The sequence below is a fragment of the Pseudoalteromonas simplex genome (assembly GCF_015278155.1).
Taxonomy (GTDB): Bacteria; Pseudomonadota; Gammaproteobacteria; order Enterobacterales; family Alteromonadaceae; genus Pseudoalteromonas; species Pseudoalteromonas simplex.
Window position 1 is genome coordinate 351,339 of record NZ_JADILN010000002.1, and the last position, 15,859, is coordinate 367,197.

10 protein-coding genes are annotated in these 15,859 nt (G+C 37.8%); 5 read left to right on the plus strand and 5 right to left on the minus strand.

Annotated elements, in window-relative coordinates:
* Positions 1–34 precede the first annotated feature (34 nt).
* Together IRQ78_RS05465 and IRQ78_RS05470 are read right to left on the minus strand one after the other, a co-directional pair.
* Positions 35–2,053, minus strand: coding sequence for an ATP-binding protein (locus tag IRQ78_RS05465; protein WP_194441559.1), 2,019 nt, complete (start codon positions 2,051–2,053; stop codon positions 35–37).
* Positions 2,054–2,213: 160 nt separating this feature from the next.
* Positions 2,214–8,528, minus strand: coding sequence for a M4 family metallopeptidase (locus IRQ78_RS05470; RefSeq protein WP_194441560.1), 6,315 nt, complete (start codon positions 8,526–8,528; stop codon positions 2,214–2,216).
* A 203-nt stretch (positions 8,529–8,731) separates the two neighbouring features.
* On the opposite strand from IRQ78_RS05470, the gene IRQ78_RS05475 reads away from it, so the two are divergent.
* The 3 genes from IRQ78_RS05475 to IRQ78_RS05485 all read left to right on the plus strand — a co-directional run bounded on the left by IRQ78_RS05475 (position 8,732) and on the right by IRQ78_RS05485 (position 12,236).
* Complete coding sequence (locus IRQ78_RS05475) at positions 8,732–10,021, plus strand: diguanylate cyclase domain-containing protein (RefSeq protein WP_194441561.1); 1,290 nt, start codon at positions 8,732–8,734, stop codon at positions 10,019–10,021.
* A 97-nt stretch (positions 10,022–10,118) separates the two neighbouring features.
* Entirely contained in the window at positions 10,119–11,012 is an 894-nt protein-coding gene (locus IRQ78_RS05480; RefSeq protein ID WP_194441562.1) for a TIGR01777 family oxidoreductase, read from the plus strand.
* Between the two features lie 81 nt (positions 11,013–11,093).
* Positions 11,094–12,236: a GGDEF domain-containing protein gene (locus IRQ78_RS05485; protein ID WP_194441563.1), complete on the plus strand. Its 1,143-nt coding sequence runs from the start codon at positions 11,094–11,096 to the stop codon at positions 12,234–12,236.
* Positions 12,237–12,254: 18 nt separating this feature from the next.
* On the opposite strand, the gene IRQ78_RS05490 is transcribed toward IRQ78_RS05485, so the two are convergent.
* Positions 12,255–13,205, minus strand: a complete 951-nt coding sequence (locus tag IRQ78_RS05490) for a LysR family transcriptional regulator (protein WP_054551477.1) — start codon at positions 13,203–13,205, stop codon at positions 12,255–12,257.
* A 110-nt stretch (positions 13,206–13,315) separates the two neighbouring features.
* On the opposite strand from IRQ78_RS05490, the gene IRQ78_RS05495 reads away from it, so the two are divergent.
* Both IRQ78_RS05495 and IRQ78_RS05500 read left to right on the plus strand, forming a co-directional pair.
* Positions 13,316–14,257: a sodium-dependent bicarbonate transport family permease gene (locus IRQ78_RS05495; RefSeq protein WP_194441564.1), complete on the plus strand. Its 942-nt coding sequence runs from the start codon at positions 13,316–13,318 to the stop codon at positions 14,255–14,257.
* A gap of 83 nt (positions 14,258–14,340) precedes the next feature.
* A complete protein-coding gene (locus tag IRQ78_RS05500) occupies positions 14,341–14,760 on the plus strand; it encodes a hypothetical protein (RefSeq protein WP_054551479.1) in 420 nt (139 codons plus the stop codon).
* A 12-nt stretch (positions 14,761–14,772) separates the two neighbouring features.
* On the opposite strand, the gene IRQ78_RS05505 is transcribed toward IRQ78_RS05500, so the two are convergent.
* Entirely contained in the window at positions 14,773–15,153 is a 381-nt protein-coding gene (locus IRQ78_RS05505) for a hypothetical protein (RefSeq protein ID WP_138600519.1), read from the minus strand.
* Between the two features lie 112 nt (positions 15,154–15,265).
* Positions 15,266–15,850 (minus strand): hypothetical protein, encoded by a 585-nt coding sequence (locus tag IRQ78_RS05510; protein WP_138600517.1) that lies wholly within the window; start codon positions 15,848–15,850, stop codon positions 15,266–15,268.
* Positions 15,851–15,859 lie beyond the last annotated feature (9 nt).

Sequence of the window (15,859 nt, forward strand, 5' to 3'; positions counted from 1 at the left end):
GCGAGCCATTTAGTGAGGTTAATTAGAAAAAACATTACATAAATAAGTGCTCTTTTGCTGAAATAATAGCTTGTTCTATGGCTGTATTTTTAACAGGTTTAGAAACAAACAAGTCCATACCAGCTCGCTTACATGCAGCCTTATCATCGGCTGAAGTATTAGCTGTCAAAGCAACTATGTAAGTTTTATGTACCGGGCAAATTAGTTCTTCTCTTAAAATACTAGTTGCTTCAATACCATCCATTTCAGGCATTACACAATCCATAAATATTAGATTGTAGTTATTTTGTTTGCACTTATTTATCGCATCAATACCATCGCATGCATAATCGGCAGTTAAACCTAACTTTTCTAAATGGGCTTTTAGAACAAAACGATTAATTTGATTATCATCAACAACAAGTATCGACAATGGCAAGGTTGAAAAGTCAATATTTGCGGCAGTAATAAGGTCAGACGTCTGAGCTACTCCCCTTTTCAAAGTTAATTGAATATCAAAACAACTTCCTTTGCCGTATTCGCTAGTAACTTTAATAGAGCCGCCCATGTAGTCAATAAGTTCCTTAACTATTGCAAGGCCAAGCCCTGTACCACCTTTTTTACGCTCTTTGTTTACTTCTTGTGTAAAGGGAGAGAATAGTGACTTCATAAAAGATTCTGACATGCCGACACCACTATCACTTACCCGCAGATTTAGAAGCACATCATCACCTTGTTGCTGTGCGACAGCGCGCAATTTAATATCACCTTGCTCAGTAAATTTTAATGCGTTGCTTAACAAGTTAGACACTATTTGGGTGATCCGCGTGTTATCACAGTAAGTCCAGCACTTATCACTGATATCAATATCAACTTCAAAATTTAAGTTCTTTTCTTGGTATAGCGGTAAATATAACGAAGCAAGGTCAACAAAAATTGTCTTTAACAAGAAATGACATGGCTCTAGTTTCAGCTCTCCATGGTTAATTTTCGAAAAATCGAGAACTTCATTAATAATATTAAGCAATATATCGGCGCTACGAAGCGCAACTTTCAACTTCTCTTCACGCTTTTGCTCAGATTTCTCATAAAGCAAAGTCGTCAACATGCCAGTTATACCATTCAACGGAGTACGTAATTCATGACTTATTTTTGCAAGTAAAATACTACGATCTTCTAAGGTGCGTTCTGCGTCAGCCTTTTGCTTTTTAAGTTCTTCTCGCAATAATACCGATTTAGTAATATCTTGAAATGTACCTATTAATCTTACGCACTTTCCGTTTTTGAATTCAGGTTCACCAAAAGTGGATACCCATATAGGTTTACCTTTCGCTGTGATCAATTCAATTTCGATATTCCACTGTTTTCCATCTTCAATAGCTTCTTTCACAGCAAGCTCAATGGCATCCCTACTTGGCCCTTTTTTGTAATATTCTATGGCATTATCAAGTAAGGGAGTAAAATCTTCTGGTACCTCATGGATCGCTTTTGTTTGTTTACTCCAATAAAGGCGATTTGATGCAAGATCTAACTCCCATGAACCAATCTTCGCAACTTTCTCAACTTGAGCAAGCATAGAGTTCTTTTTTATTAATTTTTTTGATGCTGAATTTCGTGCAAACTCATTTCCAAGCCATTGCGCAAAAAGCTCAACATAATCATGGGCATCATCATTAAAAGGCAGTGAAGGTTGCGGTGCAGAAAAGTTAAGAGTACCAAAGACTTTATTACCTACAAAAATAGGTGCGCCAATATAAGATTCAAGTTTGAAATTCAGATAACAAGGATGCTCTGCAATAGTACTTTTAGAGGCTTGATGAAAAGATATCGCTTTATTCGCTGTGAGCGTATGGGTGCAATACGTACCCGATAGTTCAAACTGAGTACCAACAGCAATTGCATCATCTGGAGCAATTACGTGTATGACCGTGTAAACATTATTTTCTACACGACTGATTATCGCAAAATCAAGATTAAATACATCTAGACCAAATTTTAGTAACTCAGTTATTTTCTCTGAGAAGTCAGTATTTTGATCAGAAACGATGTTGTGAAATTGGCGCAGAAAGTTCAACCTAGCTCCCTAGTTACACGAATTTTATTTTGCTTTAATAAGCATACCAAGAATTTCAAATAACAACAGTAGTAATCATAATTTATGACTGTATTTAAATTATTTATAATGACTTGCTCCTATTAAAAAAGCCCCTTTAAAAGGGGCTTTTTTCGCTATTTTAATCTCTGTATAGTCGCCTTCTATAAACAAAAGGTAACAAAGCAATGAGAAATACAAAAACGCCACCGCTACTAGATTCAGCTTTATCACTATTGCTAGTAGTAGGTACATTTTTAACTGTAACATCTATCGATTGTTCTGTAGTTCCTTCCCCATCCGAAACTGCTACTTTGAATTTGAGCAATGAATCCTCTGAAACAGCTGGAGATTTGAATTTTAACGTTGCCGAATTCGATTGAAGAATATCAGCTTGAAGACCTTGCGTTTGTGTCCAATTGTAAGTTAACGACTGTGATTCCTTATCTATCGCAGAAACGGTAATTACACCGTCTGCATTCTCATTAACTGTATAACTACTAGCAAGTTCAATAGTTGGCAATTGGTTTACATGCACGAATAGAACAGATTGTTCATGAACAAATTCCTCATAACCATCGTTAATGGTTAAAGAAATTGTCCCTTGCTTTGACTCTATTAGCTCTGACACTTTTAAGATTGCTATACTTTCATTTTGGTTTTCGATAGTAACTTCTGGTATTGAAATAGACCAGTGATACGTTAGCTCATCTGCGTCGCTATCTGACGTGCCTGAAGCATCTAAAACGAAAGTATGCAGCTCTTCTATCGTTTCAGGAATAATAAGAGACAATGTCGGTGCGTTATTAAGACTTTCTTGGGCAAGTTTTGCGACAACTTCAACAAAACCATTTTTCTCGCCGTCTAAGTCAAATTCACTACCATCTTCAATCCTAATCACTGAACAATTACTGCACTCAGCACTAAACTCGCTGCTTGCAATTATCTCTACCGATTTCCAACCACTCAACGTTAGTACGCGTGCTTGTAGCTCATCGCTCAATAAAGCGTTTTCAAGCATTGGTAAAGCAAGGTCTACTGATTCTGTGCGCTGAGCGAGCTCAACATTGATGTTTATCATGTCACTCTTCAATTGGAAATGAGGATCTTCAACCCTCATCTCGGTGAAGGCATCAAGCAACATCTCTTCAGAGACATTCATATTTTCTATGAAGTGCTCACTGTGAGTGCGAATAACGTCACCTGCTCTGATGATATGGAAAACATTGTTCGTATATACATAAGAGTCAGATGCGAGTACCCCTTTCGAGGTGTTTGCTGAATTATCTAAGAAATCAACAATCCCATCACCATCACTGTCGCCTATCCACTCTACAATATCAGGGATATTATCACCATCGGTGTCCGCACTTTCATCATCAAAGGTAACATGATTAATCAATGGCACAGTCTCAGTTTTCGTCAGAACCGACTCACCATTTTGTAGAATGTCATACTGTAAGGTAATGTTTCCTTGCCAAGCATCTTCAATACCATAATAGCCACTCCAAATTGATGTTTCATTCATATACACGTCAACTTCATTGATGACTTGTTCACCAGATAATAATGTTACTTTTAGCTCTAAACTTTCATAATTTGAAAAGCCATATACTTGTATATAAAGTTCGGCGCTATTCCCTTTGACCAAACTTGCCATTTTCTTACCATTTTGTTTATAAGTGGCACTGATAGTACGTGGAGCATCTTCATCTAAATGAATTATTTCAGATTTACTAAACTCCCCTGTATAACCGCCGTCGTATACTTCAAGCTCAATTGAATCAACTGACGAGTCAAGCGTATTTCCTAATACTACATTCTTGATCCCTTCGATACTGTAGTCACTAAAATAGTGGCTATAATTGCCAGCAGTTAAATTCAAGCCCAAGTAACCATTTAACGGCTTACCTCTTACATTAAGCGCAACGACAGGCAGAACATTTCGATAAACATAGGTAAAAGGCTGAATATCAATACGAGGATTTATATGTAGGTTTATTGTGCCTGAGGCTGCATTACCAGCATTATCGCTTGCGATAATATCTACAGAGTAACGCCCTGACTCAAATTCTATATCTATCCCTGATTCGACAGTTATTTCTTTGATGCCTGACACCCTATCAAAAACAATAAACTGCTCTAGCAAGGTTTCAAACAATTGTTCTTCAGTAAATTCGCCGTTTATAACGACGACATCGTTTCGGATGGTTGGAGCAGTCATATCAGTAATATAGAATGTTTGCACAGCTCTTGCGCTATTCCCTGCAATATCTTCAGCGACCCAAGTCACTTGATTCTCGCCATAAACTAGCGTTCTAGATAAAGGGTATACCTCAACTGCTGCTCTATTGTTATCAGTAACCTCAGGATAAAGACTTCTAGGAATAGATGTGTTTTCATAGACACCTTCAATTGTCACAGCTGTCAAATCAGAGAAAACAGGTGGTAAATTTTCTCCTAAATTTGGATCATCTGGATGACTATCCTCACTATCAACCACACCATCTGAATCAGTATCTTCAGCTGTTGGGTTTGACCCTATTTCAAATTCAGTTATGTTAGCCAAACCATCTCTGTCTAAATCTTGACTTGCATCGAATGAGTCAAGGACATTTAAGTCAAATTGATACTCCCAGAAATCTGGAATGCCGTCATTGTCGCTATCTAAACGAGTGTCAACCTCTGAAACCCACATAACTCTATCAATAAAGAATGGGTCATAGCGGTAAAAATCAGCATCAACTAGATTAAATTTAATGACGTTGAAGCCATCAGTGACAGGTATTAGTAAACGAGACTCATTGTATTGAACGTGAATGTTTTCGTTGTTTAGTTGAACATTAAAGCGGTCATATTTGTTAACTCTATAGTCAATTGTGATAAAACCCTGCTCAAACAAGCCAGCAATAGCAAAACCTGCATTTACTTCTGTATAATTTTCGCCATCAAACTTAGGATTGAAAGAAAGGCTATTCACTCCGTTAGAAGACCAAGTATCACTTGAAATCCAGTCAACATTATTTGCTGCTAACACCGTAAAGCGGTTAGGTAATCCTGCACTTTCAAAGCTTTCGAAAAGGTTATTAATTGCTGAAGGCGTTGAAGCGTATTCTGAAGGCGAGCTTTGTGCATAATACTCTTGTACGTCTGTATAACCATCTTCATCCAAATCAGCACCAGTAACATTTGCATTAATCGGTGAGGTCATAAGTACATTTACTTCGTAACCGTCAGGAAGTTCATCTCCATCACTATCCGAATGCCTAGGATCTGTTCCAATACCATACTCTTGCAGAGCTGTTAATGCGTCATTATCGTAGTCAGAAGATGCATCATTAGCATCAGTTAAATTAAGCCCATTTTCAACTTCCCAAAAATCTGGCAACCCATCACTATCTGTATCAGCATCGCTCGTTTTAGCAATAAACTTAAAATTATCTAGCCAAACAGCATCCTCTCCAGTAGATATTGATCCATCTTTTGAATATGAAAACTCAATAACGTTAACACCTTCGGGGATTTTAACTATTACCGACCCTTCTTTAGTCCCAGCGATCCACTCAATATCACTGTTTGAACCATTTATTTTCATTATAAAAGAGTCGCAACATTCTTCAGACTCTATTTTATAGTCAAATACAAGGTATGCTTCAGCGAAGACGCCTGTAGCACTGAATGAGCTCATTTGACCATCTGAGATTTTACCGGAGCGAATGCTTTGCGAACCATCGGTAGCAAAACTATTATCAATGTACCAATCTGCATTGTTCTCTGATGAATGGTTAAACCATTGAGGTAGTCTAGAATCTTCAAATGAACTAGTTAGATTCAATTGCTCTGGAAATGACTCTGCATCCTGCGGATCAGTTTGTAACTGAAACTCGGTAAAGTTGCTAAATCCATCATTATCACTATCAAGCATGGCATCAGTAGAGTCTGTTAAATTTAGACCATGTTCATATTCCCAGCCGTCTGGAATTTGGTCTCCATCTGTATCAAGGTTATTGGGGTCTCCCTGATGTAAAAACTCATTTAGATTACTCAAACCGTCATTATCATTATCTAGTAATGCATCATCTGGATTTGAAGGATCTAAGCCGTGCACAACTTCCCAAGAGTCAGGTATTGAGTCACCATCATTATCGGCAAACTCATTACTGATATAAATGTTATCAATGAAGACAGTATCTAAACCTGATGATACAGAACCATCTTTAATATATGCGAATTTAAGTGTATTTAAGCCTGCAGGAATGACCTGCTCGAAAGAGCGCCAATCGGTAATACCAGAATCAATAACAATTAATTGCTCGTTTAGGTATACATACAAATGGTCAAAACCTGCTTCTGTAGAAAGTTTATAAATGAAACTTAAATACTTAGTCTGGTCTGTTACAAAGCTGTATTCAAAACTAGTCGCTTGACTATCGTCAATATCATTATTAGCCAAAGAGAAGCTATAGCTTTCATCTATTTGTGACGTTATCCATGACGTAGAAGGATCTGTAAAATTAAAACTTTCAGGAACAAGATTATCGTTAAAGTTAAAAGAGATTGTTGCAGGAATTGAAGGCGTAGAATCAGCATCCGTTGGGTCTGAACCTAATAAAAATTCAATTAGGTTAGTGAAGCTATCTTGATCTAAGTCACTTTGTGCATCTGCACTGTCTAGTGGATCTAACGAAAAATTGACTTCCCAACCATCTGTCATTTTGTCGTTATCAGAATCTGGATTAGTTAAGCTCGTTTGATATTCATGATGTTCTTGATAGTCCGTTAGGCCATCGTCATCTGTATCAGAATTATTTGGCAACGAATTTAATCTGTATTCTTCTAGGTTGCTCAATCCATCTTCATCAAGATCACCTGCTGCATCTGTAGGGTCTGATGGATCGAGTGAGTATAACAGCTCCCAGTTGTCATCCATTTCATCGTTATCATTATCAATGAATTGGATGTTATTACATACAACGCCTACCGTATTGAATGCATCAACAACATCATTTGCTGCATAACCTAAATCTATGGCGCTGTTTATTGCCCCACATGCTCCATCGATAAAGTCAGTTGAATTAACCCAATAATTTTGGTTTGCGTAAACCATAATTTGAAAAGCTTTTCGCGGATCCCACTCAGGCTTATTTGCAAGTAAATAAAATGCTCTGTTAAATACACCACTACTGTAATGGACATCAATGCCAGAATAAAACTGTGATGCATGGTCTATTGAAATACCATCATTTGACGGTGTTTCAAAATAACGCAATGCAGTTCTATTTTTTGTGATGTCGGCACCCGACAACCAATCTGTAGTGCCTCTGACAAAGTATTCAGCAGTTTCACCAGCCATGTCTGAAAAAGATTCATTTATCCCGCCTGATTGGTCAAAATAAAATAAATTAGAATTTTGTTCTGTTACACCATGACTTACCTCGTGAGATACAATATCCAAAGATACTAGTGGGTAAAAGCTATCAGCACCATCACCAAAACTCATCGCAGAGCCATTCCAGGTGGCGTTTTCCCATCCATCTCCTTGGTGAACACGCAGTAATAATTTAAAGGTCAGGGGCGCCGTGTTGTACCATTGCTCATACATATCAAACACTGAGGTACCAAATGCATGCGCATCGTTTAAAGGCGAATAGGCACCATTGACCTCTTTGTGAGTATTTCGATCACACGGGAATGAAAACGCAGATGATGGCTCACTGCCTGACTCCATCGAAACAGTTTTCACTTTATCATTCTCTAAAAAGCATGTTTCTCCTACTTGAGAAACTGCAAAGGCAGGATAATCTTCGCCATATTCATAACGGCCAACTTTCTCATTCCCCCCAGGACCCATCGCCTGTGTGTGCTTAATATTATTCCACGCTTTATACACTTCATAAGTATTTTCATTGATGATAGCTGAAGGCTTTGACTCATGTTCGGCATTTAAAATTTCAAGTTCAATTAAATATGCGTAATGAGCTTTATCATCCTTAACATAAATATAACGTTCTGATTTTATAAGCTTATATGGCAAGTCTAATGACAATTTAGCAGCTTCAAGTACTGCGTTAACTGCAGTATCTAAATCAAATTGATTGTTCGCTCTTAATTGTAATTGCGCATCATTGATGCCGGTCGCAAAAAAGCCACTCATGTGCTGTGACTTCTCTTGAACACGAATTTGCTGACCCCAAATAGGAATACCAGAGTAATACTGCTGCAGAATTTTATTTGATGAGCTTTTTCTTAACACACTATTAGAGTGTTGGTGAGTAGAAGTAATTTCTTCAAAATAAGAGCCTTTTATTTGGCTTCTTTGAAGAGTCTGATTCATTAACAACAGGTTTTGAAGTTGAGGCTTGTTAGATGGACTTACCCTTTCGACTGTTGCAGCTTGAAGAGAGTATGCAGTGAACATACTAAAAACTGCAGCACCTGCAATTAATCCCTTATGCATAATAGTTCCTTAAATACATTTTTTACTTATTATCGGGACCAAAATACCAAAAATAAACACAATCTGCACCAATTTGTTAAGCTCACATTAATTAATTAGCTAAAATTTCGAATCCATATATCAAAACTCAAACTGGTAAAATACTCAACCTCAGTCAATACTTTATCATTACAGGTTAGTAATTTTAGGCTGTCGCTATATCAATGTCGCTGAGAATTAAATTCATCTTTTTGCTATCTACCATTTTTTTAGTGGTGGTAGCCAATACCTTCATTATCTATGTATTAGATAAACAAGGTCAGGCTAAGCTTGAGGCAGTGATCCATACTCATGATGTGCTCGATGAATCAGAAAAGCTCTACAATCAAATAACGAACGCAGAAACCGGGCAACGTGGTTATTTATTAACGCAAGATCTAAACTATTTAGAACCCTACTACGCAGCACTTGAACAAGTTAAACAACATTTTTTAGCCATCAATAGACTAACGCTAAGTAACCCCGAACAACAAAATACACTTGCAGTAATAGATGAGCTAGTCGACAAAAAGTTAGCGGAGTTAGCGTTAACTGTCACACTTGTAATGCAAAACACGCCATATGCAATCGAAGAAGCAAAAGCGATTGTTTTGACGAATGAGGGTAAACAGTATATGGACCAAATCCGCAAGCATATTTTACTGTTTCAAAATATTGAACGTGCCAAGCTAGAACAGCAAAATGCTGACTACCAAAGAAACAGACTATTCATAACTCGGTTTGTTACTTTGCAAATACCACTAATAGTGACCTTGTTAGTTTTTTGTGCTTTTTATATTAATTCAAGGCTTTTTAAACCTCTTAAGTTGTTAATTCAAAACACTGAACAACTAGAAAAAGGCGAAAGACCTAAAATGTTGACGATTAATTACAACGATGAAATTGGCTTTGTGCTAAAACGTTTTGCACGCATGAGTGACATTGTTTATAAACGAACGAGCAAGTTAAATTTTCAAGCTAGTCATGATCATCTTACAGGTGTTTTGAATAGAACAGAGCTAAAGCCTGCATTAAAGCAAGCCATTTCTACTTGCTCTAAAGACAGTAAGCTGGCCGTTATATTTATAGATATCAATAAATTCAAAAAACTGAATGATGAGTATGGTCATTTAATTGGTGACCAAATTCTCATTGAAACCGCAAAACGAATTACGTCATCTGTTAGAGCTGATGATGATGTATATCGTTATGGAGGAGATGAATTTGTCATAATTACACATAATATTGCCAAATACAGATACGTTAATGCGATGATCACTCATTTATTAGCACGTTTTGACAATCCTTTTGTACTCGAACAGCTGACATTAAATATTTCATTAAGTATTGGAGTAGCCCTCGCTCCTGATCACAGCCTAAATCATCAACATCTACTTAAACTCGCTGACCAAGCAATGTATCAGGCTAAGCATGAGTCAAAGAATAGTTATCACATACACAACAATCGCGGCTAGAAGACTAATCTAAATTACTGCTTTATACGTATAAATTTGCAAAAAGCCCCATCACTATGTATAAAAAATACACACAGATTTTAATTAAGGTAGCACTATGCATATTTTATTAACAGGTGGAACAGGCCTCATTGGTAGACATTTGTGCCCTTTCTTACTTAATCACCACAAGGTTACTGTGCTAACACGCAACCCGATACAAGCTGCTGTGATACTGACTCATCAGGTACACACAGTTAGGTCGTTAGATGAAGTCAATTTTGAAGAGATTGATGCTGTCATTAATCTTGCAGGAGAGCCAATCGTCAATAAACGTTGGAGTGAATCGCAAAAGCGCACTTTACTTAATAGCCGGATTAATCTTACCCAACAAATCTCAAAAGCGATTAGCCGCTGTGAGTCCCCTCCTCACACATTCATTTCTGGCAGTGCCATTGGTTTTTATGGCCGTCAAGAAAACCAGCCAATCGATGAAAGCTTTAATGATATTTACCCTGAATTTAGCCATGTCCTTTGTCGTGATTGGGAGCATGCCGCAACGAAAGCGCACGGTGATCAAACTCGCGTTTGCTTGCTGCGTACAGGCATCGTTTTAGCAAAACAAGGGGGAGCTTTAGGTAAAATGTTGCCAGCTTTCAAGTTTGGTTTTGGTGGCCCTTTAGGTCATGGTCGTCAAGGGATGTCGTGGATCCATATTGACGACATGATCCAACTCATTCTTTTTGTGCTTTCACATCAAGAGATTCACGGACCAATTAATGCCACCGCGCCAAACCCCGTTGATAATAATGAATTTAGTCAAACACTTGCGAATGTAATTTCGCGTCCTGCCATGTTGCGTATGCCTAGTTGGGTTCTCAAATTGATGATGGGAGAGATGTCAGATCTTCTACTTCATGGTCAATTTGTGCTTCCCAATAAATTACTTAATCACAATTTCCGCTTCCATTACCCAACATTGAAGCCCGCATTAGAAAGTCTGAAATTATAGTTACAATGTACTGGTTGATAAGATTCAACTAATACATAATAATTAACTTGATTTTAGTCGAGTGATTATCCAGGGAAAATCATGATGCATTTACCCACCATAATCAGCATTTCAATTTTATTGAATGTGATTATTGGGGCGTTTCTACTGTCTTTATATTTCTTGAGACAACAAGCAAGCTATTTATATTGGGGTAGTTCGTGTTTACTTTTCGTATTTGCGCAGATCACCGCATCTCTGCGTGTTTTTATCGACTTCCCCTTAATTACCCATTACTTGGCTGATTTACTCATTATTTCAGCGCCTTTAGCTGCAATTTTAGGGACCCATGCGTTCAGTCAGTCAGATAAAAAATATCATAAAGCCTGTGCATTTGTAGTGATTCTATCCATGCTGATATTGCTGCCAGTGCATGACTCCCCGTTAAACCAAATAATCACCACGGCCATTATCGCCATATGCTTTAGCTACGCTGCTTTTGCCCTCAGAAAACTACAGGTTGAGCGCATTATGCATCTTGCTTTACTAAAACTATGCTTTGTAATTCATGCTTTAATTATGCTTTTACAGTTTTCGCTTTTAGTTTCGGATTATCAAGACATTATTGATACTGATTTAACTCACATTCTCGCGGTCATTCTGATAAGCCATATTATAATTACCACTCTAACCGCCATGATCTGGCCATTAATGATGTTTTTAGAATCAGAGCAAGTACTAAACGATCTAGCAAATCGAGATCCACTCACTGGATTATTAAACCGTAGATCATTTATAACAATTAGTAACAGCTACTTAGAACAAGCTAATCATAACCTGACTGAGCTCTGCGCTTTGATGATTGATATCGACTTCTTTAAAAAAGTAAATGACCAATATGGTCACGAAACAGGAGATGAAGCACTCAAATGGGTTGCAAAAAAGATTAAAAGCCAACTACGTGAACACGATTTGGTGGCCAGAATCGGTGGTGAAGAATTTGCAGTCATATTACCTAGCACCACTCAAACTCAAGGCGAAAGCCTATCTGAACGAATTCGTTTAGCGATACACAACGATCGTTTCTTTTATCAAAACCAAGCTCTAAAGCTTACGATCAGTGTCGGTATTATTACACATAAATCGGGCACCAATAATGTCAATGAATTGCTCGCAGAAGCCGATAAAGGTTTGTACAAAGCCAAGTCAAATGGCCGAAATCAAGTTGTAACTATGGCATTTTAAATGCGGTAGTTAGAATCTTTAATTTAAGCTTTCATTGAGTAGGTTTAGCTCATTAGTGACCCACTGTTTATTTAAGCATTGTTCTAAATTCAATTGAGCAAATTTTAAAAAGCTACGCGCCGCATGAGATAAATGGCGATCGGTGCGTACCACAAAATACCAATGACTAGCTAAATTGACATCTTTTACATCTAACATACAAAAACTTGTATCATGGGGTGGCAATACATGGCGAGAAACAACACCTAGCCCCATTCCTGAACCAACCGCAACCCGAATAGCTTCGTTACTTGCCATTTGTACTGTGTTGCTTAATACAAAGCCTCTGCTTTGCAGTTCACTTTCAAACAGCATTCGTGTGGCAGAACCAGGCTCTCGAAGCAAAAAACGTTCAGATACTAAGTCTTGTAATGTGACCTGAGTCTGACTCGCGAGCGCATGGTTGGTTGGTGCAATAAACACTAATGGGTTTTGTAAAAACCGTCCTGCTTTTGCGTGTTCTAATGAAGGTGGATGACTAAAGACATAAATATCGTCTTCGCCTCTTTCAAAACGGGCTAGCACTTCAGCCCGGTTACCTATTTCAAGGGGTAACTCAACATGAGGGTGTAAATTACTATACGGACCAAGTAACTTAGGCAAGATATATTGCGCGGTGTTAACCATGGCTATTTTACAGCGCCCTCTCTCACCACCTCTAAGCTCAGCAAGATAATCTTGATAGTCATCAAAGTGACCAAACACCTGCTGACAAGTTTGAAATAAAGCAAAACCCGCTTCAGTAACATGAATTCGCTGCTGATTAACCATCACTAATGGCTCATTGACTGTTTCTTGCAGGCGCTTAATTTGCTGCGATACCGTTGGTTGCGTTAAATGTAATTGCCTTGCTGTTTCACTAATTGAGCGTGTTTTTACAACGCACATGAATACCTCGAGTAAACGAAAAGAAATATGCCTTAAATCCATAAAATCAAACCCATAGATAAAAACCTATATGATATTATCATTTATTTTATTATTTACTATGTGACTTTTTATCTAGAATAGCGGCGCTTTTTAATCAAGAGGAGAACAAAGTGCCTGATATTGTTGTAATGTTTTTTGTTTTAGGACTCACTGCCGGATTACTTCGCTCTGACCTAAAAATTCCGCAAGCGACCTATGAAACTCTTAGCCTATTGTTAATGCTCACCATTGGCTTAAAAGGAGGTATGGTGCTGCATGGCAATTTGCATTGGCAACTTCTACCAGAAATGGGCGCTGTATTACTACTTGGTGGCGTAATACCATTGATGCTGTTTCCTATTTTAAACAAACTGCTAAACCTCTCTGTCGCTAATAGCGCAAGTATTGCTGCCCATTACGGTTCAGTAAGCGCAGGTACATTTGCAGTTGCTTTAGCTTATGCCGAATCAAACTCACTTAATGTAGGTGCTGAAGTCACACTTTATTTAGTAATGCTTGAGTTACCTGCGATTATTGTTGGATTGTTACTGTATCGCCGCCTTGGTAATGGTTCTGGACAAAACCTTTCTCTAAAAGCACTTTGGCATGAAACACTTACTAACAAAAGTGTCATTCTGCTAGTTGGTGGTGTAATTATTGGCATGATGTACGGGACGCAACAAGGGAGCCAAGTAACGAGTCTCTTAACGAACAGCTTTAAAGTTGTGCTGGCACTATTCCTACTTGAAATGGGTTTAATGGCTGCACAAACTCTGCGCCCTATTCCATGGCACCAATGGCGATTAGCATTATTTGCTCTTATAACACCAAATTTATTAGGTGCAATCGGGGTCTGCGTTGGTACTGCATTACAACTAGAATTAGGCTCTGTGGTAATACTAGCAAGCCTAGTTGCAAGTGCCTCTTACATAGCAGCCCCTGCCGCGATTAAAGCAGCCATACCCGATGCAGACATTGGTTTAGCCATGTTATGTTCTTTGGGCATTACCTTTCCTTTCAATGTATTAGTAGGAATTGGCTTATACCATCAAATAGCATTATTTATGGGCTAAAAAACGGTCACACCTTAACTTTATTAATGAGATCTTCTGAAAAGTCGTTTAATATAAACAAAAAAGCAGCGCAAGGACATGCTATGTTTAATCAAACGCTCAGCACCGAGCAACAGCATGTGAGTGATATTTTTAAGCGCATATGTACGCTTTGTAAGGTGCAAAACTATGCTGAATTAGAAAGGCACTTATCGTTAACATCAGGTTTTTGCGAGCAAAGTATTGAAGTTGCTGCAGTGCCTTATGAACTAATTGATAACGTGGCTAAAGCTTCTGAAGTTAGCTTTGATTCACTACTTAATGGTAGCGAACAAACCACAGTGACACTTGATGGGGCGTTACTACAAGCAGTAAGTAACGGTATTATTAAGAGTATAAAAAAGCTTTCTATGGCGGGGCTAATTAAAGGTGATAACCACACTCATGAAGCCCTTAGTCAGCTTGCAGATATTCAGCTAAAACAAATAAAAAATGAGCTCAAAATACAAAGCCAGGTTAAATAACCTGGCTTTTTACTAATTCTTACCTTTGTACATTTTATCGTAGATATCGGATATATTATTTTGTTTATCGTAGTAGCGCTGCAGCTCCCCAAGCGATAACTCTTTTATTTCATTACTATCAAGCCCAACAGGCTCTGCTAACTTAAAGTCTGCAGCTTGCGGTGAATTACCCATTAAGGTGGCAATTTCACTCTTTAACTGTTCAGCTTTATTAAATAGTTTAATTGCTTTGCTGATATCTGTTTCATGCTCAGCTTGTAACGTGCACCAAACTACCTCAACTGATTTAGATCTGATTTGATCTTCAAAGATATTTTTACGCGCAATCAACCATGTACTTGCAACAAGCAAGATGGCTAAAACGACAATGGCTATGTAAATTAGTTCAAGCATTACGATCCCTCGGTAAACTAAATGTTACTATACACCCAAACTTGGTTCGCAATACATCAGGAAAAAGCATTATAAATGAAGTTATAGGACTGAAAAACATCATAAATTAATGTTAACTTTTTGTTCCAAAAGGCCAGCTTGGACTAAGTAATAGTTTTAATTTGGTTTTCAAAAGACCTGGAAACAACATTACAACAGCAAGGACAATACTAATGTAGAGCACAATAAAACTATACATGTAGTGTATGTAGGCGTGTTCTTCTTGAATGTTTAAGACAACAAACTTAACCCAGACAATTAAATGTGCGATTGTCACTACGATCGTGAGCTTGAATACACTTAAAAACAGCTCTCCATACTTATAGCTGAATCGCTGATGTAATTTGTATAGGATATATAAACTTAAGAGGTTTATCCCAGCCACACTCAGATAAACATTTTGAGCAATTCCACTTTCACCGGTTTCTTGAACGTATATAAGTACTTTTTCCATAAGTAGAGATGTAAGCTGATATTTAAACACAACCACGGCTATTGATAAGAAATCACTGAAAAGCTCTCTATTTCGTAGGGCTCTATAAAATGATAGGACTAAAGCAACTGCATAACTTATTGCAATGATTACCTGCACTGAAAACACTTTATGAACAGCTGTTGCTACAAGCAACTCATTGTATAATTCGACTAAATATTGCATGAATCATCC

What these genes read in the sequence shown, in the direction of transcription:
- IRQ78_RS05470 (WP_194441560.1), bottom strand. Translation starts at nt 8,528, where the DNA reads ATGCATAAGGGATTAATTGCAGGTGCTGCAGTTTTTAGTATGTTCACT.
- IRQ78_RS05475 (WP_194441561.1), top strand. Translation starts at nt 8,732, where the DNA reads ATGTCGCTGAGAATTAAATTCATCTTTTTGCTATCTACCATTTTTTTA.
- IRQ78_RS05480 (WP_194441562.1), top strand. Translation starts at nt 10,119, where the DNA reads ATGCATATTTTATTAACAGGTGGAACAGGCCTCATTGGTAGACATTTG.
- IRQ78_RS05485 (WP_194441563.1), top strand. Translation starts at nt 11,094, where the DNA reads ATGATGCATTTACCCACCATAATCAGCATTTCAATTTTATTGAATGTG.
- IRQ78_RS05490 (WP_054551477.1), bottom strand. Translation starts at nt 13,205, where the DNA reads ATGGATTTAAGGCATATTTCTTTTCGTTTACTCGAGGTATTCATGTGC.
- IRQ78_RS05500 (WP_054551479.1), top strand. Translation starts at nt 14,341, where the DNA reads ATGTTTAATCAAACGCTCAGCACCGAGCAACAGCATGTGAGTGATATT.
- IRQ78_RS05505 (WP_138600519.1), bottom strand. Translation starts at nt 15,153, where the DNA reads ATGCTTGAACTAATTTACATAGCCATTGTCGTTTTAGCCATCTTGCTT.
- IRQ78_RS05510 (WP_138600517.1), bottom strand. Translation starts at nt 15,850, where the DNA reads ATGCAATATTTAGTCGAATTATACAATGAGTTGCTTGTAGCAACAGCT.